Below are 18,073 nucleotides of genomic sequence, written 5' to 3' on the forward strand. Positions count from 1 at the left end.
TTTTGAAGATTCCCCTCCATCAGGGTGCTACGATCCCATCAGCCCTGCTTTCGGACGATCGCCATGCACGAAGACCTCGACGCGCCTGCGCGCAAGCGCACCCACAATCTGGCCCATGACCTGGTTGCCAGGCTGACCCAGAGCATCCTGCTCGGTCAGATGCTGCCGGGGGACAAGCTGCCCTCGGAGAACACCATCGTTCAGGAGCATGGGGTCAGTCGCACCGTGGTGCGCGAGGCCCTCTCGAAGTTGCAGGCGTCCGGGCTGGTGGAAACCCGCCACGGCATCGGCACCTTCGTGCTGGAGCGTGCGCCGGACCAGGGGCTGCGACTGAATGTCGACACCGCGCTGGGGGTGCGCGGCATTCTGGAATTGCGCATGGGCCTGGAAACCCAGGCGGCGGCGCTGGCCGCTGTCCGACGCACGGATCGGCACGTGGCGCAGATGCGTGAAGCGCTGGACGACTATCAAAGCCTGCTCGCCAACAACGACAGCTGCGTCGAAGCCGACAAGCGCTTTCATCTGCTGATCGCCGAAGCCACCGGCAATCTGTGCTTCAGCGAAATCATGCAGCAGCTGGGCCGCGCGATGATTCCCCGGACCCGGGTCAACGCCGCCGAACGCGGCGCGGCGGATTTGAGCAAGCTCGGGCAGTTGGCCAACCTTGAGCACGAGGCGATACTCAACGCCATCAAGCGCCAGGACCCGGATGCGGCGCGGGCAGCGATGTGGCTGCACCTGACCAATAGCCGCGACCGGTTTCTGGCGGACCGCGGCTAACCGTCTGTCTACCCGACAGCACCTCCATCACGGCGTTGCTTCCAACCAGTACGGCCCAGATTTGCTGGACCTCACCTGTGAGGTGCGTCATGGCTAATGAATCAACGTTCCAGGGTGGAACACCCACCACCGACCCTACCAGACCCATGCCCGGGACCGATGAGCCGAGCCTGGATCAGGATGCACCACCGGGCATGGACCCAGCCCGGGATCCGTCCGACGCCGAGGCTGATCGACCAGAAGACTGGATGGACCCGACGGCGGATGAGGACGTGCCTCCGGCCGATGAGCCAACGCCGCTGTCCGATGACAGGCGCTAACCGAAACCCGGCCAGAGTGCCGGGTTTTTTGAGAGTGGCAGGGCAGGTTTACCGCGTCATCGTTCATCGCGGGCAAGTCGGACCGCCGCATCGCACACTCCCACAGGTTCCGGGTTGATCCAAATGGTGTGCTCGACACAAAACCTGTGGGAGCTGGCTTGCCAGCGAAGGCGTCAGACGCATCACCGCATGTAAACGATCAGATACGCGCCCCCTGAATCACCACCACCCGCCGCTCCAGATTCAACGCCAGCACGCTGATCAGCACAATCGCCGACCCCATGAACACCATCAATGTGGGCTGCTCCCCCAACGCAAAAGACGCAATACCCATGGCTGTGGGTGGAATCAGGTACAGCGTCATCGTCGCCCGGCTCAAATCCACGTGCGTCAGCACATAGGCCCAGGCCAGGTACGCCAGGGCGCTCGGAAACACGCCCAATCCGATCACCGCCCATTGCACCTCCGCCGGCGCTGCGATCACCTGGCTCGCCAACCCCGGCAGGTAAACCAACAGCAGCAGCGTCCCGAACCAAACCGTGTAACACACCAGCGTCAAGCCGTCGTAGCGCCGGGCATGCTGCTTTTGCAGCGCAAAGTAAAAGCTCCAGGACAGCGCCGCCAGCAAAATCAACAAGCCGTGGCCATTGATGCTGCCCAGTCCGTGATCCCCAGCCACCACGATCACCACGCCGAGCAGACCCAGGACAATACAGCCCCAGCGCCAGGCGCTCACCCGGTCCTTGAACACAAAGCGCGCCAGTAGCGTGCTGAGCAAGGGCGTCGTTTGCGCCAATACACTGGACGCTCCGGCGCTGACACCCTGCTGGCCGAAATTCAATGCGACGTGATGCAGGCTGACCGCAAAGAACCCCAGGGCCACCAGCAGCGGCAGATCGCCAAGGCTCGGCAGGCGAATGCCGCGGATCAGCGCGACTGCGCCCATGAACGCCGAGGCCAGCAGAAACCGCAGCAACGCCAGATGGCCCGGATCATAGGCTTGCAAACCGATATGAATCCCGGTCGGGGAATACCCCCAGCAGGCGACGACAAACGCCATCGCCAGGACGATCTTGAGGGGGGAGGGGGAGACGGCTGTGAGCGCTTGCATGGGCGGATACCTGTGGGCCTGTACTCCGAGTATCAGAATTCTGACCATTCGCCACAACTGACTTATACTGCGCTAACTGTTCACTTTGGGTGATGTATGGAACTGGCGCAGATTCGCATGTTCAAGACCGTCGCCGACGTCGGCAGCATTGCCCGCGCCGCCGAGTTGTTGCATTGCGTGCCGTCGAATATCACGGCACGGATCAAGGCGCTGGAGGCGGAGTTGGGGGTTGCGCTGTTCCTGCGCGAGGGCCGGGGGTTGCGAATCAGCCCGGCGGGGCAGACCTTCCTCGCCTATGCCGCGAAGATGCTCGCGCTCGCGGCTGAGGCCAAGCGGGCGCTCGATCCCGCCGCGGAGCCGTCCGGACCGTTGCGCATCGGCGCCATCGAGTCCTCGGCCACGGGGCGCTTGCCGCGCTTGCTGGCCAAGTTCCACAAGCGTTTCCCGAAGGTGGCGCTGGAACTGACCACCGGTCCCTGGGGCCAGCTGCTCGATGACACCTTCAACCACCGGCTCGACGGCGCGATAGTCGCGGTGGATGTCGAGCGCTCGCAACTCAAGCGCACGCCGATGTACCGCGAGGAGCTGCTGTTGATTGCCTCGACGTCCCTGGGGCCGGTGCGTGATATCGCCGATCTGCAGGACAAGACGGTGTTCATGTGGCCACAGGGCTGCCCCTATCGGGCGGCGCTGGAGCATTGGTTGTTGCGCCAGGGGCAGGCGTTGCCGATTGTCAGCCTGGCCAGTTACGGCGCGATCGTCGGCTGCGTCAGCGCCGGGGCCGGTGTGGCGCTGGTGCCGAAAGGGGTGTTCGACCAATTCGCCAAGGGGGCCGGTTGCGCAGGCTATGAATTCCCCGACCTGACGGCCATCGACAACCTGTTCTACTGGCATGAAAACGCCGGGGTTCACCCGGCGCGAGAGGCGTTTGTGGCGATGTTGCGCGAGGAGTTCATCTAGGCGCGCTCTATAGCCCCACATCCCGCATCAACAACCCAAACCGCAACTCCACCGTATCCGGAATCGGCACATACACCGTATGCCCATCCCCTGGCGCCACGTCGATCGGCTCGCCCCTGATGTTCTGCAACTGATACAGATCGAAGTGGAAGTTGCCCTTGGGCGTCATCAGTTCCATGTGGTCACCCAGGCCGAACCGGTTCTTCACCTTGACTTCGGCCAGCCGGTCGCGCCGCTCGCCGGTCAATTCGCCGACAAACTGTTGCCGCTCCGACACCGAACTGCCGTGGTGGTAGTTCTGATACTCGTCATGCACATGCCGTCGCAAAAAACCTTCGGTGTAGCCGCGTTGCGCGAGGGATTCCAGATCCGTCATCAGGCTGCGGTCGAATGCGCGACCGGCCACCGCATCGTCGATGGCCCGGCGGTATACCTGGGTGGTCCGCGCGCAATAGAAATGGGATTTGGTCCGGCCTTCGATTTTCAGCGAATGCACGCCCATCCGGGTCAGGCGCTCGACATGCTGCACGGCGCGCAAGTCCTTGGCGTTCATGATGTAGGTGCCGTGCTCGTCCTCGAAGGCCGGCATCAGTTCGTCCGGTCGATTGGCTTCCTGCAACAGGAACACCTGATCGGTCGGGGCGCCGATCCCCAGGGTCGGTTCAGGCTGGAAGCTCTGGACGATTTCGCCGAGTTGATTTTCCGTGGCCGGCTGTGCCGAATATTTCCAGCGACAGGCATTGGTGCAGCTGCCTTGATTGGCGTCGCGCCTGTTCATGTAACCGGACAGCAGACAGCGGCCGGAGTAGGCCATGCACAGGGCCCCATGGACAAACACCTCCAGCTCCATGGCCGGGACCTGCTCACGGATTTCGGCGATTTCTTCCAGGGACAATTCCCGGGACAGGATGATCCGGCCCAAGCCTTGTTGCTGCCAGAACTCGACACTCGCCCAGTTCACCGTGTTGGCCTGCACCGACAGATGGATCGGCATCTGCGGGAAATGTCGGCGCACCAGCATGATCAGGCCCGGGTCGGACATGATCAGCGCGTCCGGCGCCATGGCAATCACCGGCTGCAGATCCTTGAGAAAGGTTTTCAGCTTGGCGTTGTGCGGGGCGATGTTCACCACCACATAAAAGCGCTTGCCCTGGGCCTGGGCCTCGCGAATGCCGAGGGCCAGGTTGGCGTGATCGAATTCGTTGTTGCGCACCCGCAGGCTGTAGCGCGGCTGGCCGGCGTACACCGCGTCGGCGCCGTAGGCGAAGGCATAGCGCATGTTTTTCAGGGTGCCGGCGGGGGCGAGCAGTTCCGGTGGGATAAGGTTCATTGACGAGTCGATCGCAAAAGTCGACGAGGGTAATCGGCTTGCCCGCAGGCTTCATTGATCTGGATCTATGCTTGATGAACAAACGGATGGCACTCGCGCGAACCGTGGCGGACTAAGCATCAGGACGGCTCTTGAGTACAAGAGCAGGCACCCTTGCGGACTGACATGGATCGGACATGAACGAACAGACGCTGCAAAACAAATCACTGGTAATCCTGTTGGCACTGGTCACCGCCGCCTTCCTCTGGATTTTGCTGCCGTTCTACGGTGCGGTGTTCTGGGCAGTCATCCTCGGCATCCTCTTTGCCCCCCTGCAGCGCCGACTGCAAGCGAAGTTCGGCTGGCAACGCAACCTGACGGCGCTGCTTACCCTGGGCATCTGCCTGGTGATCGCGATTCTGCCGGTGATCATCCTCGGTTTCCTGCTGGTTCAAGAAGGGGCCGCGGTCTACAAGCGCATCGAAAGCGGCGAACTGGACATCGCCGGGTATGTGTCGCATTTCAAACACAGCCTGCCGCCGTACTTCCAGCACTTGCTCGATCGGTTCGGGGTCGGCGAGCTGGACGGGCTGCGAGAGAAAATCATCAAGAGTGCGGTAACAGGCAATGAGTTTATCGCCACACAGGCCTTCAGTTTCGGCCAGGGCACTTTCGATTTCCTGGTGAGTTTTTTCATCATGCTCTACCTGCTGTTCTTTTTTTTGCGCGACGGTGCCGAACTGGCACGTAAAGTTCGCTCGGCCGTGCCACTGCAGGAGCACCAGAAACGTCGTTTGCAACTCAAGTTCAACCGCGTGGTCCGGGCGACAGTCAAAGGCAACCTGCTGGTGGCGATTACGCAGGGGGCACTGGGTGGTTTGATTTTCTGGTTTCTGGGGATCCCGAGCGCGTTGCTCTGGGCGGTGCTGATGGCGTTTCTATCGCTGTTGCCCGCGGTGGGGGCGGGGATCGTCTGGGCGCCGGTGGCGGCATTTTTCCTGTTTGCCGGAGCGATCTGGAAGGGCGTGGTGCTGGTGTTGTTCGGGATTTTTGTGATCGGCCTGGTGGATAACGTGCTGCGCCCCATTCTGGTGGGCAAGGACACCAAGATGCCGGACTACATGATCCTGATTTCAACCCTGGGTGGCCTGGCGATCTTCGGGCTCAACGGTTTTGTCATCGGGCCGCTGATCGCCGCGCTGTTCATGTCGGGCTGGGCCATCTTCCTCGAAACCAAGCCGCGGGTGCAGTTGCCTTAAGCGCTGAGCTGACCCTGGCCGATGCGTTGCGACAGTGCCTGGGCGTCCGGCAACGAGGTCAGCGGGCCACTGATCGCTTCGCCGTCCTGCACCAGGTACCAGCAGGCGAGCAAGCCAAGCGCTCTGAGCGGTGCGGGAACGGCGCTGCCGATAACGGACATGATCTGAACCTGGGACATAAGTACCTCCATCAATCTATGGAGCTACCTTACGGACCCAATGCCGGAACGGACAATCAACGCTTTCGATAGTGGTCATTGACGCCAATGAGTCTTGGCTTCAGTCGACCACCAGATCCAGCATATGGACCACTTCCTGCTCGTTGAGCAGGCCTTTGCGCACCAGGTTTTCAGCCAGCAGCGAGAGAAACTTGGCGCTGCGATGGCCTTCCAGGTGCTTGAGTTCGGTCAGTGCGTTGTACACCTTGCTGGAAGTGCACAAGCCGACGATGCGGTGCGGATTTTGCGTGGGCATGAGGTCGTCCTTGTTATTATCAACCTGTTGTTTTTGGACAGATCCAGCGTGTGAACCTGACATGAATATGACCGTTTTCCCCAAGCGGGGGGAAGGGGGGCGAGTCAATCTTGCCAACTTGCACCGCAAAGACTGTCCCGACAGCGACCTTGAGGCGATTTATCCAGACCTGTACCGACAAACGGCCACAAAAAAGGCCCTGCCGTCGGGGACATCATCGCGACCGTAGTTAACGATAACGCGGGCATTTTGGCCTAACCGCGGCCCCTGTAGGAGCAAGCTTGCTCGCGATGGTCGTTAACGATAACGCGGGCTTGCTGGATAAACGCGGCGCTCTTGCGTCCATCGCGAGCAAGCTCGCTCCTACAGGTCGGGTCTTACCAGCGGCCATAACCGCGGGGATGGCCGTAATATCCGCGCGGTGGGGCGTAGTAGCCACGGGGCGGACCGTAGTAGACCGGTGGCGGAGCGTAATAGACCGGTTGCTGCACGTAGACCGGGGCCGGCTGGTAATAAACCGGAGGCGGTGGTTGCATGTACACCGGTTGTGGCTGCACGTAAACCGGTTGTGGCTGCACATAAACCGGCCGGTTGCTGTTGATGATGGCCGAACCGACAATGGCCGAGCCGACGATCGCACCGAATACCGCCGGTCCTTCCCAACCGTGACCGCCGTGACCGCCGCCAGCTTCTGCCTGCCCTGCGATAGCCAGACCACCGATCAGCAAGGCAACTATGGGGATTTTTCGGTTCATGATAATTCCTCGGTTCTTCGCCCGGCGCCTGGCTCTGCGATAGACCCAGGGATTGTCGCGGGGATACTTCTAAGACAGCGTTTTTCTGCAAATCAGCACAGCCATTGGGTAAATTTTGTGTAAGGTCTGTACCGGCTTTCCTAGCGTCGTACGCTGTCGCCGGCAGGTACGCGAATATGATCGATCAGACCGGGTGGACTGGCTAATCCCGTCCATCCGATAGTGCTATTGAAGGAGATTCACATGCAGATGAACCCCAACAAAGACACCCAGCTGTGCATGTCCCTCTCGGGGCGCCCTGGAAACTTTGGCCTGCGATTCCACAATCATCTGTACGAACAACTGGGCCTGAATTTCTATTACAAGGCCTTCAGCAGCCAGGACCTGCCAGGTGCCATCGCGGGCATTCGCGCCCTGGGGATTCGTGGCTGTGGCGTGTCGATGCCGTTCAAGGAGGCCTGCATTGCGCTGGTCGATGAGCTGGACGCGTCGGCCGCGGCCATTCAATCGATCAACACCCTCGTCAACACCGACGGCCACCTCAAGGCCTACAACACCGACTACATCGCCATCGCCCAGTTGCTGGAAACCCACCAGGTGCCCAAGGCATCAACCTTCGCCCTGCGCGGCAGCGGGGGCATGGCCAAGGCCGTGGCCAGCGCCTTGCGTGATGGCGGGTACAAGCATGGCCTGATCGTCGCCCGCAACGAACGCGCCGGGCGTACCCTGGCCGAATCGCTGGGCTTTGAATGGCAGGCTGAACTCGGCGCGCAGCGTCCGCAGATGCTCATCAATGTCACGCCGATCGGCATGGCCGGCGGGCCGGAAGCCGATCAACTGGCGTTCGACGCCGACGTCATTGCTGCTGCCGAGACTGTCTTCGATGTGGTGGCGATTCCCTCGGAAACACCGCTGATCGTGCGCGGTCGTGCCGAAGGCAAGCGAGTGATTACCGGGCTGGAGGTGATTGCGATCCAGGCGCTGGAGCAGTTTGTGCTGTACACCGGCGTGCGGCCGACGGTCGAGCAGTTTCAGAAAGCGGTGGAGTTTGCCCGCAGCTGATCCCCTGTAGGAGCTGGCTTGCCAGCGAAGAGGCCATCACTTGCAACATTAATGGCGCCTGACACGCCGCCTTCGCCAGCAAGCCGGCTCCTACATCTGATCGTTGTCGTCGGGCTACTCGAGCCGCGCCAGGCGTTCTTCCAGCGCCGCAATCCGCGCTTCCAACTCTTCGATCCGCTCCAGCGGCACACCGCTGCTGGCACCGCGCTCCACCGGATTGCTCCGCGCCGCCAATATCACCTCGATATCCGCCGGATCCCCCAGCGCGTGCATGTAGCGGTCTTCACGCTGCCCGGTCTGGCGCGCAATCAATAGCGCCAGACCGCGGGCGATCAACCGTTCCAGCTGATGCACCACCTGCTCGGTGTCTTCGAATTCATGCATGCGGGCGCTGCGGGTCAGCAGTTCATTGACCGTTTGCGGGCCGCGCAAAAACAGCAAGCCGGTCAGGATGACCTGGGCCGGCACCAGTTCCAGCGCCTTGTCGACCCGGTGCTCCCAGCGATCGGCCCGGCTGCCCATCACCAGCCGGGTAAAACCGCGGCCTTCAAGGGCGCGCAGGCTCTGGCCGACCTGGCCCTGGGTGAGGTTCATCACCGGCTCGCGGCTGGTTTTCTGGTTGCAGGCGATCACCAGGGCGTTGAGGGTCAGCGGATAGGTTTCCGGGCTGGTGGCCTGTTTCTCGATCAGCGAACCCAGAATGCGGATTTCCGTGCTGCTGAGGCGCGGCTCGTCGATAGTGGTGTCTTGTTCAGTGCTCATCGCGCTTTTCCCTAGGCAGTCGAAGCATGCAGTCGAAGCGGCCTAGCGTAATCCTTGCAGGATAAAAGACAAGTCGCAGGAGCGTCGCGCATGGCTATAATCGGCCCACATTTACCTCCTGTCACAACACGAGACTGCCATGACCATTTCCCTGTACGACGCTTCCGTTCCGGTATTCAAGCAAATGCTCAACGCCCTGAGCGATGTGCTGAACAAGGCCGAAGCCCACGCCACTGCAAAAAACATCGATCCGAACGCGTTGCTGCAAGCCCGCCTGTACCCGGACATGTTCCCGCTGGTACGTCAGGTGCAGATCGCCGTCGATTTCGCCAAGGGCGTTTCCTCGCGCCTGGCCGAGATCGAAGTGCCGAAGTACGACGACACCGAAACCACCTTCGCCGAGCTGCAAGCGCTGATCGCCAAGGTCCTGGCCTACATCGGCGAGATCAAGCCCGAGCAGATCGCCGGCAAGGAAGGCATCGAGATCGTCACGCGCCCAGGCACGCCTAAAGAGAAGCGCTTCAGTGGCCAGGCTTACCTGCTGAGCTACGGTCTGCCGCAATTCTTCTTCCACGTCACCACCACCTACGCTTTGCTGCGTCATAACGGTGTGGAAGTGGGCAAGCGCGATTACATGGGCGCGTTCTAACCCCCCCCACTTACAAAAAAGCCCCCGCAGCCTTAAGCTGCGGGGGCTTTTTCATGGGTGAACATTATTCAGCTTCACCACCGACCCTGTGGGAGCGAGCCTGCTCGCGAATGCGGTCTAACATTCAACATCAATGTCGACTGGTACACCGCTTTCGCGAGCAGGCTCGCTCCCACAGGGGGATTGGGGTCAGGCCAGACGTTCGGCCTTCTCTTCCTCACCCAGACACGCCGCTGCGGTAAACAACACATCGGTAGACGAGTTCAGCGCCGTTTCCGCCGAATCCTGCAACACCCCGATGATGAAACCGACCGCCACCACCTGCATCGCGATTTCACTCGGGATGCCAAACAAACTGCACGCCAGTGGAATCAGCAACAACGACCCCCCGGCCACACCCGAAGCGCCACAGGCACAGATCGCCGCGACCACGCTCAGCAAAATGGCCGTCGGGATATCGACCGCAATACCCAGGGTATGCACGGCCGCCAGGGTCAGCACGGTAATGGTGATCGCTGCGCCCGCCATGTTGATGGTGGCGCCCAGCGGAATCGAGACCGAGTAAGTGTCTTCATGCAGGCCCAGACGCTTGCTCAACTCCAGGTTGACCGGAATGTTCGCCGCCGAACTGCGGGTGAAAAACGCGGTGATCCCGCTTTCCCGCAGGCACATCAGCACCAGCGGATAGGGGTTGCGACGCAGTTTCCAGAACACGATCATCGGGTTCATCACCAGCGCCACGAACAGCATGCAGCCCAGCAGCACGGCCAGCAGATGCATGTAGCCGAGCAGGGCGCCGAAACCGGACGTGGCGAGGGTCGAGGCCACCAGGCCAAAAATCCCCAGCGGCGCAAATCGAATCACCAGGCGCACGATCAGGGTCACGCCGTTGGACAAATCCCCGAGCACCTCGCGCGTGGTGTCACCGGCATGGCGAATGGCAACGCCCATGCCGATCGCCCAGGCCAGGATGCCGATGAAGTTGGCGTTCATCAGGGCGCTGACCGGGTTGTCGACCACGCTCAATAACAGGCTTTGCAGCACTTCGCTGATGCCGCCCGGTGCAGTCACTGCGACGTCGTGAGTGGACAGCACCAGGCTCGACGGGAACATCATGCTGGCAACGACCGCGACCACCGCGGCGGCAAAGGTGCCCAGCAGGTACAGGAACAGGATCGGCCGGATGTGGGTTTCCTGGCCGTGCTTATGGTTGGCGATCGACGCCATGACCAGCACGAACACCAGGATCGGTGCGACGGCTTTCAGGGCCGAGACGAAGACTTTGCCGATGAACGCGGTGGACTTCGCCACATCCGGCGCGACCAGCGCCAGGACAATCCCGGCGATCAGGCCGATGATGATTTGCGTGACCAGGCTCAAGCGTGTCAAACGATGCAATAGCGAAGGGGATGAAGCGGTCATAAAACGGCATCTCTGATTTTATTGGGTGCGGGGGTGTCGCGACATCAATGCCAATCGCTGGCAGATGAGCAGGGTGTACGTATCGCAGGGCGCGGACTTTATCACAGCGTCGTCCCGATCCTTCAGGCCTGTGACGATCTGCCACCCGCGTGTTAAACGAGAAAGGCAGGTTCGTGCAACCGCGCGCGGAATCACTCTGTTAAGATGGCCCATCCTCATTTTCATGTTCTGCCAGCGGGCCTTCGGGCTGTCGTTGGTGTCGTCGTTTTCTGGAGTTCTGCATGCTGTTGCCCATCCTTCTGTTGTCCGCCGCCGGTTTCACGGTGCTGACCACGGAATTCGTCATCGTCGGCCTATTGCCGGCGATCGCCCGCGACCTTGACGTCAGCATCCCGCAAGCGGGTTTGCTGGTGACTTTGTTCGCCTTTACCGTCGCCGCCTTCGGACCGTTTCTGACCGCGTACTTCGCCAGATTCGAGCGACGCAAGCTGTTCATTTCGGTGCTGATCATGTTCGGCCTGGCCAACACCCTGGCGGCGTTTGCCCCGAATATCTGGGTGATGGCCATCGCCCGCCTGATTCCCGCGCTGGGGTTGCCGGTGTTCTGGGCCCTGGCCAGCGAGACGGCGGTGGACATCGTCGGCCCGGACTTCGCCGGCCGCGCCATCGCCAAGATCGGTTTCGGTATTGTCTGCGCCACGGTGTTCGGCATCCCGGTGGGCACGCTGATCTCCGACGCGTTCGGGTGGCGCAGTGCCTTCGGCATTCTGGCGGTGATCGCCTTTGCCAAGGCGCTGCTGCTGTTCATCTACCTGCCGTCAACCAACCTGCATCAGCATCAAGTGAGCTTTCGCTCGCAGTTCAAGATCCTGCGCAGCCCGCTGATGATCGGCCATGTGCTGCTGTCGATCCTGGTGTTCAGCGGCATGTTCACCGTCTACACCTACCTGGCGGACATCCTCGAGCGCCTGGCCGGTTTCAACGGCACGGTGGTCGGCTGGTGCCTGATGGGCTTCGGCGCGGTGGGGCTGATCGGCAACTCCCTGGGCGGCCGTGCGGTGGATCGTCACCCGCTGATCGCGTCGGTGACGTTCTGCGCGTTCATGATTGCCGGCATGGTGGCGCTGGTGCCGAACATTCATTCGCCGCTGGGGCTGGCGGCGGCGATGGGGATCTGGGGCGTGGCCCAGGCAGCCATGTTCCTGGTCAGCCATGTGCGCTTGATGAAGGCGGCACCCGAGGCGCCGGCGTTTGCCGCGTCGCTGAACATTGCCGGGGCCAACCTCGGGATCGGCCTGGGCGCCATGGTCGGTGGCCGGGTGATCGACAGCGTGGGTTTGCAAGGCCTGGGTTTTGCCGCGGCCGCTTTCATCCTGGTCTCGATCCTGCTGGCCATGGCGCTGATGACCTTCAAACCCCGGGAAGTCTGCGCCTGACGCTTCACAGCGCGGTGAACAGTTCGCGCCTCGCACCTTCGGTAATGGCGACAATGCCGGGGTGCTTGACCTTGCGTTCCACGGAAATGGCGTAGAACGACTCGGTGACCGCGTTGGTCTGGCCAATCGATTCCACGCCGTATTGGCGTTTGACCTCGTCGGCAATCACGCTCGGCCCGATGAAAATCCCGCTGCCGGATTGACCGAAAGCCTGCATCAAGGCGCTGTCGTCGAACTCGCCGACAATCCGTGGCTGGATCTGCTGCTCGGCAAACCAGCGCTGCAAGCGACTGCGCACCACGGTTTCCGGCCCGGGAATCAGCAACGGTGCGCCGTGCAGGCTGCGCGGAAAGTCCTGGCCGTACTGCGCGGCCAGTGCGGGGGTGGCAAAGAAGCTGATCCCGCATTCGCCGAGCTTCTGGCTGTAGCCCTTGATGTCCAGGTGCGAGGGCATCGGGCTGTCGGAGATCACCAGGTCCAGGCGCTGGATCGCCAGGTCGGCCAGCAGCCGTTCGAGCTTGTCTTCGCGGCAGGTGATGCGCAGCGGCTCGCTCAACTCCATGGTCGGCGCGATGAGCCGATAGACGATGGATTTGGGCACCACGTCCGCCACGCCGACCCGAAACAGAATCTGCTGCTCGTTGGGCTGCGCCCGCAGCATCAATTCCAGCTCACCGCCCAGCTGGAACATCTGTTCGGCGTAGGGCAGGGTCTGGCGCCCGGCCTCCGTCAGCTCGAGCTGGCGGCCAACCCGACGAAACAACTCGATGCCATAGGTTTGCTCGAGCAGGGAAATCTGCCCGCTGATGGTCTGCGGAGTCAGGTTCAACTGCTCGCAGGCGCGCACGATGCTGCCGGTCTTGGCCACCACCCAGAAGTAATGCAGCTGTCGGTAATTCAACATTCTGTTTATTTCCCCTGATCACACAACCCCCTGTAGGAGCGAGCTTGCTCGCGATGGACTCAAGAGCGCCGCGTTTAACCAGTAAACACGCGTCATCGTTAACGACCATCGCGAGCAAGCTTGCTCCTACAGGGCGCCGGGTTTAACCAGTAAATACGTGTCATCGTTAACGACCATCGCGAGCAAGCTTGCTCCTACACGTAGCCATTTATTCGAATTTCAGATTCTGGATTCGTAAAAACCGAAGTATAGCAGCCGAAAATACGAATTTTCCTGAAGTGTCAGTCTGCCTAGAATGCCCCGCTATCGACGAGAGGCCTTTTCGGCTCTGTCTGTTCTATCGAGGAAACATCATGAAGCTTAAAACCACGGCGTTGCTGCTCACGTCTCTACTGGTACTGGCCGGTTGCGACCAGGCCGAGAAAAGCGCTCAGCAACTGATGGGCAAGGCGGCCGAAAGCGCGAAACAAGCGATCGACGACACCCACAAAGCCGCCGAACAAGCGATAAGCGACGCCACCGGCGGCCTGATCAGCAAAAAAGAATCATCGGCCGAAGACAAACGCAAAACCGAGTCTTCGTCCCAGGAAATCTAAGCCGTCTTAAACGAGTCAGGACTGACCCATGGAATACCTTTTAGAACTTGCTGTAAGCCCCACCGCCTGGGTCGCCCTGGCCACATTGATCGTGATGGAAATCGTGCTCGGCATCGATAACCTGATCTTCATCTCGATCCTGACCAACAAACTGCCCGAGCAGCATCGGCAGAAGGCGCGGCGCATCGGTATCGGCATGGCGCTGATCTTGCGACTGGGGCTGTTGAGCACCATCGCGTTCATCGTCCAGTTGACCGAGCCGGTGATCGATCTTCTCGGCCACGCGTTCTCCTGGAAAGACATGATCCTGATCGCCGGTGGCCTGTTCCTGTTGTGGAAGGCGACCACCGAAATCCATCACAGCATGGACCCGGCGCCGGAAGATCCGAAGTCGGCGACCTCGACTGTGACCCTGGGCTTCGCTGCCGCGATCGGTCAGATCCTGATGCTGGACATGGTGTTCTCCATCGACAGCATCATCACCGCTGTCGGCATGACCGAGCATTTGCCGATCATGATCATTGCGGTGGTGGTGTCGGTACTGGTGATGTTGCTGGCGGCTGACCCGTTGGCGAAGTTCATCAACGATAATCCGACCGTAGTGATGCTGGCGTTGGGCTTCCTGATCATGATCGGCATGACCCTGATCGCCGAAGGCTTTGGCGCCCACGTACCGAAAGGCTACGTCTACGCGGCAATGGCGTTCTCGGCCACGATCGAGGGGCTGAACATGATGTCCCGACGGGCGAAGCAGAGGAAGGTTGCCGCCGAAGCGTAACCTGCACTGAACGAAACGGCCGCCCGGACTCGCAAGAATCCGGGCGGCCGTTTTTGTTTGTACGATCCAAAAGCGCCAGTCAGTGCGCGGTCGCGTGGTGGTTGGCCGGTTTGTCGGGGGCTGTCGGCGATGCCGGTTGCACAGGAGCGTGGTGGTGCCGGCGGGTAATGCGCAGGACGCCCCACAACATGGCAGTAGCCACCGCCAGCCAACCGGCTACCAGCATTATTACGGTCATTGTCAGGCTCATCAGTGCCTCCTCCTTGCCCCTGTCGCGGGCGTACACTCTCTGCAAATGACAGTTTAGCCGCTACCTTGTTTCAGACTATTGACCAAAGGTCGGCTGGCTTCAACGAGTTTGCTCTATCGAGCGCAATCAACTGCCGCTGATGGCTATACCGCTGCGGTCTGGCGTCCTATGATCGTCGGCCAAGCCGGGAGCACGTACGCCTGGCGCCTGAACAAGTGAGTGATGATGGTGCGGGTATTTTCTCGAATTCTTTCGGTGGCAGTGCTGGTTGGCAGTGTGGCGGGTCTGGCGGGGTGTGCGGGAAGCGTTGCACCTGAAGTCCAGCGGCTGCCGGAGCGGGTGGAACTCAGCGGTACCTTCTACCGCGGGCAGGATAATCAGAGCGGCCCCCAAGTCCTGGCCAGCCTGTTGTCCCAGCAGGGCATCGTGATTACCCCGGGTCTGCTCGACAAGCCCCTGCAGTTGCCGGGTGCCGAAGCCCGGCTGCAGCAAAACATGCAGAACCTCGCCCGGGAGTACGGCCTGGTGGTCTATCCCCTGGACGCCAACCTGCCTGCGCTGCTGGCCCAGGTCGCGGCCGGAAATCCTGTGATGGTGCGCTTCACCGAAGGCTCGGCGTTCTGGGCGGGACCGCGTTACGCCATACTCGCCGGGTACAACCGGCAGAAACAGACCGTGCTGCTGCGTGCCGGGATGAATCGCCGGACGCTGATGAGCTTCAGTTCATTCGAGTCGGCGTTCAAGGACGCCGGGGGGTGGGCGGTGCTGATCCAGAAACCGGACCAGCTTCCGGCCAACGTCGATCGGCAGCGCTGGCTGAAGGCGGCCAGCGATCTGGCCCAGGCAGGCCAGGAACAGGCGGCTGACCGGGCGAAGAAGGCATTGTCCGCGCAGTAGCGTTCCGTTCGTCATCTGCAGGGCACTGTCACCTGCAATTGGCCTCTGAGGTAGAAGGACCCGGAATTTTTTCCGGGTCGGTCCTTATGGTTCAGGACATACCCAGGAGGCGCCGATGGCACATTCCAATACCCCCGATGGCCCGCACTCGTCCGAGCATTCGTCCGGCGATGAGCTGGGCTTCGACCCCGATTCGCCGGACCTCGCCGATCCACAGGTCGATCCCATCGGACCGGCCAAGGCGCCCAGGGACGTGAAGCCGGGCGATAACCCCACGGCCCCGGCGAAGCCTTACGATCCTCTCGCCGACTTGAAACCCTGACCCCCAGTGAGGTGCGTATGTCTACCGATTCGAGTTTCAACGACAAACGTCCGGACAGCGTTCCAACCACCCCCGAAGCGGACACCGATCCGGTGATGGATCCGAACAGCCCGCTGAGGGATCCGTTGGCCAGGCCGGTGGTGACGCCAACGGAGCATAAGGGTCCCAGGGATCCGAGCGCAGGAGACGGCATCCCGGACGACGACCAGATGCCGCTGCCCAATGACTGACCGTTAGCGGGTTTCGTCTTACTTCGACGCCTCCACCACACCACTTTGCCGACTCTTGAGATTTTTGTCGGATTTGTACTGCAGCGCCACCGACGGCACGTCGGCGGCCCTGCCGGTTTCGACCCAGCTGCGAATACGGCTGGCATCGGCGAAGTGGGTGTATTTGCCGAAGGCATCGAGAATCACCAGCGCCACCTGCCGATTACCCATGCTGGTCACCAGCACCAGGCAATGCCCGGCCTCGTTGGTGAAACCGGTTTTCGTCAGTTTGATATCCCAGTTCGGCTTCCTGACCAAATGGTCGGTGTTACGAAAACCCAGGCTGTAGTTGGGTTTACGGAACGAAACAGTCTTTTCCTTGGTAGTACTCAATTCAGTCAGCAGCGGATACTTGTGTGCGGCCACCAGCAACTTGCTCAGGTCGCGGGCGGTGGACACGTTGCGAGGGGACAGGCCGGTCGGCTCGACGAAATGGGTGCTGGTCATGCCCAGCGCCCGGGCCTTGGCGTTCATGGCGGCAATGAACGCGACGTAGCCGCCCGGGTAATGATGGGCGAGGCTCGCGGCGGCGCGGTTTTCCGACGACATCAGGGCGATCAGCAGCATTTCCCGGCGCGGCAATTCGCTCTTGAGCTTGACCCGGGAGAACACGCCTTTCATTTCCGGCGTGTCGCTGATATTGATGGAAAGGTATTCGTCCATGTTCTGCCGGGCTTCGACCACGACCAGGCCGGTCATCAGTTTGCTGACGGAAGCGATCGGTACGACCACGTCAGGGTTGCTGGCATAGATGATCTTGTTGGTCTGCATATCCATCAGCAAGGCGCTGCCGGAAGCGATCTTCAGTTGTTTCGTATCCCGGGGCGCCGAGGTGGTTTCGGCAGCGTTGGTTATTGGCGTGATGAAAGCCCCTGTAACAGCAAAAAACAGGCTCAGGATGGAAAGACGGATTTTCACGCTGGCAGACTCATAAGGTGTTGATAAGCCGTTATGTAACGGGCTGTTTCGTAAAAAAGCGCGGTATTCTGGAGTATGGCTGAATAACTGTCGATGGTTGTTCAAGGATGGGGGCAAAGTCCTTGGAAACATGAAAAAAAAGCTAATTTCCGGCGGGTGGTCGAGGGATTTTCTGCGGGCGGAAAGAGCCCTGCCATTTGGGGTGAAAAGGTGTGGGGGGTACATATCCGTTGCTGCGGTAACGGCCGCCTATGGTTTCGCCCTTACGGCGAGTCCCTTTTGGCAAACGCCCCAAAAGGAACCAAAAGGTCTCGCCCCAGCGTCCGGCCCCTCGCTAAGGCTCGGGGTTCCTTCGCTCCGGTATTCATCCGGGGACACAGCCCGCAGGTTGGCTTCGCGACGACCTACATGCAGCGTGTTCGACTGCGTCGAACGGCGCTACGCGCCACTCCCCGGATGAACACCTCCACTCAGCCTCCCGAAGGGGCGGGTGGATCAAGATCAAGAGCTGCAGGCGAGCTAACGCTCGGCCTGATGAGTGGTGGGGAGCGGCGGCGTACGACGATTCAGTGTAGGAGCTGGCTTGCCAGCGAAGACGGCCTGCCAGCCGACCAATCTCTTGCAGATGTACCCCAAACCCCTGTAGGAGCTGGCAAGCCAGCTCCTACAGGGGTTTGGCGTATGGCGCTCGTTTTTCACCACTCATCAGGCCGAGCGTTAGCTCGCCTGCAGCTTTTGATCTTGAGGCACCGCCGCCTCGAGAGGCCGAGTGGAGGTTCTGCGCAGTGGGCAACCCGGCATGGATGCCGGGTTAGCCGCCCCCGGCCATGGATGGCCGAT

Annotated in this window: 22 protein-coding genes; 12 read left to right on the plus strand and 10 right to left on the minus strand. The window is 61.0% G+C overall.

Annotation, left to right across the window (positions count from 1 at the left end):
• Positions 1-63: 63 nt before the first annotated feature.
• Complete coding sequence (locus F8N96_RS26430) at positions 64-780, plus strand: FadR/GntR family transcriptional regulator (RefSeq protein ID WP_150800299.1); 717 nt, start codon at positions 64-66, stop codon at positions 778-780.
• A gap of 89 nt (positions 781-869) precedes the next feature.
• The gene (locus F8N96_RS26435) at positions 870-1,100 is read left to right on the plus strand and encodes a hypothetical protein (RefSeq protein WP_150765805.1); all 231 of its coding nucleotides are present in this window, start codon (positions 870-872) and stop codon (positions 1,098-1,100) included.
• A gap of 199 nt (positions 1,101-1,299) precedes the next feature.
• Here F8N96_RS26435 and F8N96_RS26440 read toward each other — a convergent pair whose 3' ends face one another.
• On the minus strand, positions 1,300-2,211 hold the full coding sequence (locus tag F8N96_RS26440; RefSeq protein ID WP_150800300.1) for a DMT family transporter: 912 nt from the start codon (positions 2,209-2,211) through the stop codon (positions 1,300-1,302).
• A gap of 96 nt (positions 2,212-2,307) precedes the next feature.
• On the opposite strand from F8N96_RS26440, the gene F8N96_RS26445 reads away from it, so the two are divergent.
• Entirely contained in the window at positions 2,308-3,171 is an 864-nt protein-coding gene (locus tag F8N96_RS26445) for a LysR substrate-binding domain-containing protein (RefSeq protein ID WP_150800301.1), read from the plus strand.
• A 7-nt stretch (positions 3,172-3,178) separates the two neighbouring features.
• On the opposite strand, the gene yegQ is transcribed toward F8N96_RS26445, so the two are convergent.
• Complete coding sequence (gene yegQ, locus F8N96_RS26450) at positions 3,179-4,501, minus strand: tRNA 5-hydroxyuridine modification protein YegQ (protein ID WP_150800302.1); 1,323 nt, start codon at positions 4,499-4,501, stop codon at positions 3,179-3,181.
• A gap of 176 nt (positions 4,502-4,677) precedes the next feature.
• Here yegQ and F8N96_RS26455 point away from each other — a divergent pair, with 176 nt between their 5' ends.
• Positions 4,678-5,739 carry an AI-2E family transporter gene (locus F8N96_RS26455; protein WP_150800303.1) on the plus strand — a complete coding sequence of 354 codons (1,062 nt, stop codon included), beginning with the start codon at positions 4,678-4,680 and terminating at the stop codon, positions 5,737-5,739.
• Here the strand turns inward: F8N96_RS26455 and F8N96_RS26460 are convergent.
• The 3 genes from F8N96_RS26460 to F8N96_RS26470 all read right to left on the minus strand — a co-directional run bounded on the left by F8N96_RS26460 (position 5,736) and on the right by F8N96_RS26470 (position 6,968).
• Positions 5,736-5,918: a hypothetical protein gene (locus tag F8N96_RS26460; RefSeq protein WP_128871008.1), complete on the minus strand. Its 183-nt coding sequence runs from the start codon at positions 5,916-5,918 to the stop codon at positions 5,736-5,738. The genes F8N96_RS26455 and F8N96_RS26460 overlap by 4 nt on opposite strands.
• A gap of 100 nt (positions 5,919-6,018) precedes the next feature.
• Positions 6,019-6,213 carry a hypothetical protein gene (locus F8N96_RS26465; protein ID WP_003179723.1) on the minus strand — a complete coding sequence of 65 codons (195 nt, stop codon included), beginning with the start codon at positions 6,211-6,213 and terminating at the stop codon, positions 6,019-6,021.
• A 377-nt stretch (positions 6,214-6,590) separates the two neighbouring features.
• On the minus strand, positions 6,591-6,968 hold the full coding sequence (locus F8N96_RS26470) for a hypothetical protein (RefSeq protein WP_150800304.1): 378 nt from the start codon (positions 6,966-6,968) through the stop codon (positions 6,591-6,593).
• Positions 6,969-7,211: 243 nt separating this feature from the next.
• On the opposite strand from F8N96_RS26470, the gene F8N96_RS26475 reads away from it, so the two are divergent.
• A complete protein-coding gene (locus tag F8N96_RS26475; protein WP_150800305.1) occupies positions 7,212-8,030 on the plus strand; it encodes a shikimate 5-dehydrogenase in 819 nt (272 codons plus the stop codon).
• A gap of 114 nt (positions 8,031-8,144) precedes the next feature.
• Here F8N96_RS26475 and F8N96_RS26480 read toward each other — a convergent pair whose 3' ends face one another.
• Positions 8,145-8,792 (minus strand): YceH family protein, encoded by a 648-nt coding sequence (locus F8N96_RS26480; protein ID WP_150800306.1) that lies wholly within the window; start codon positions 8,790-8,792, stop codon positions 8,145-8,147.
• Positions 8,793-8,931: 139 nt separating this feature from the next.
• Here F8N96_RS26480 and F8N96_RS26485 point away from each other — a divergent pair, with 139 nt between their 5' ends.
• A complete protein-coding gene (locus tag F8N96_RS26485; protein WP_150800307.1) occupies positions 8,932-9,441 on the plus strand; it encodes a DUF1993 family protein in 510 nt (169 codons plus the stop codon).
• Positions 9,442-9,630: 189 nt separating this feature from the next.
• Here the strand turns inward: F8N96_RS26485 and sstT are convergent, their stop codons facing one another.
• Positions 9,631-10,863 carry a serine/threonine transporter SstT gene (gene sstT / locus F8N96_RS26490; protein ID WP_150800308.1) on the minus strand — a complete coding sequence of 411 codons (1,233 nt, stop codon included), beginning with the start codon at positions 10,861-10,863 and terminating at the stop codon, positions 9,631-9,633.
• A gap of 281 nt (positions 10,864-11,144) precedes the next feature.
• On the opposite strand from sstT, the gene F8N96_RS26495 reads away from it, so the two are divergent.
• Entirely contained in the window at positions 11,145-12,299 is a 1,155-nt protein-coding gene (locus F8N96_RS26495) for an MFS transporter (protein WP_150765795.1), read from the plus strand.
• A gap of 4 nt (positions 12,300-12,303) precedes the next feature.
• Here the strand turns inward: F8N96_RS26495 and nhaR are convergent, their stop codons facing one another.
• Entirely contained in the window at positions 12,304-13,203 is a 900-nt protein-coding gene (nhaR, locus tag F8N96_RS26500) for a transcriptional activator NhaR (protein WP_150800309.1), read from the minus strand.
• A 353-nt stretch (positions 13,204-13,556) separates the two neighbouring features.
• Here nhaR and F8N96_RS26505 point away from each other — a divergent pair, with 353 nt between their 5' ends.
• Complete coding sequence (locus F8N96_RS26505) at positions 13,557-13,799, plus strand: hypothetical protein (protein ID WP_150800310.1); 243 nt, start codon at positions 13,557-13,559, stop codon at positions 13,797-13,799.
• A 28-nt stretch (positions 13,800-13,827) separates the two neighbouring features.
• On the plus strand, positions 13,828-14,577 hold the full coding sequence (locus F8N96_RS26510) for a TerC family protein (RefSeq protein ID WP_150800311.1): 750 nt from the start codon (positions 13,828-13,830) through the stop codon (positions 14,575-14,577).
• A 79-nt stretch (positions 14,578-14,656) separates the two neighbouring features.
• Here F8N96_RS26510 and F8N96_RS35130 read toward each other — a convergent pair whose 3' ends face one another.
• Complete coding sequence (locus F8N96_RS35130) at positions 14,657-14,827, minus strand: hypothetical protein (RefSeq protein ID WP_191630751.1); 171 nt, start codon at positions 14,825-14,827, stop codon at positions 14,657-14,659.
• Positions 14,828-15,049: 222 nt separating this feature from the next.
• Between F8N96_RS35130 and F8N96_RS26515 the strand changes: the two genes are divergently transcribed.
• From F8N96_RS26515 to F8N96_RS26525, 3 genes are all read left to right on the plus strand, one after another.
• A complete protein-coding gene (locus tag F8N96_RS26515) occupies positions 15,050-15,724 on the plus strand; it encodes a peptidase C39 family protein (RefSeq protein WP_224789530.1) in 675 nt (224 codons plus the stop codon).
• Positions 15,725-15,839: 115 nt separating this feature from the next.
• A complete protein-coding gene (locus F8N96_RS26520; RefSeq protein WP_150800313.1) occupies positions 15,840-16,046 on the plus strand; it encodes a DUF6021 family protein in 207 nt (68 codons plus the stop codon).
• A gap of 17 nt (positions 16,047-16,063) precedes the next feature.
• Positions 16,064-16,276, plus strand: a complete 213-nt coding sequence (locus F8N96_RS26525; RefSeq protein WP_150800314.1) for a hypothetical protein — start codon at positions 16,064-16,066, stop codon at positions 16,274-16,276.
• A gap of 18 nt (positions 16,277-16,294) precedes the next feature.
• Here the strand turns inward: F8N96_RS26525 and pbpG are convergent, their stop codons facing one another.
• Positions 16,295-17,233 (minus strand): D-alanyl-D-alanine endopeptidase, encoded by a 939-nt coding sequence (pbpG, locus tag F8N96_RS26530; protein ID WP_150800315.1) that lies wholly within the window; start codon positions 17,231-17,233, stop codon positions 16,295-16,297.
• Between the last annotated feature and the right edge of the window lie 840 nt (positions 17,234-18,073).

The sequence above is a fragment of the Pseudomonas fluorescens genome, from assembly GCF_902497855.1.
Lineage (GTDB): Bacteria > Pseudomonadota > Gammaproteobacteria > Pseudomonadales > Pseudomonadaceae > Aquipseudomonas > Aquipseudomonas fluorescens_BI.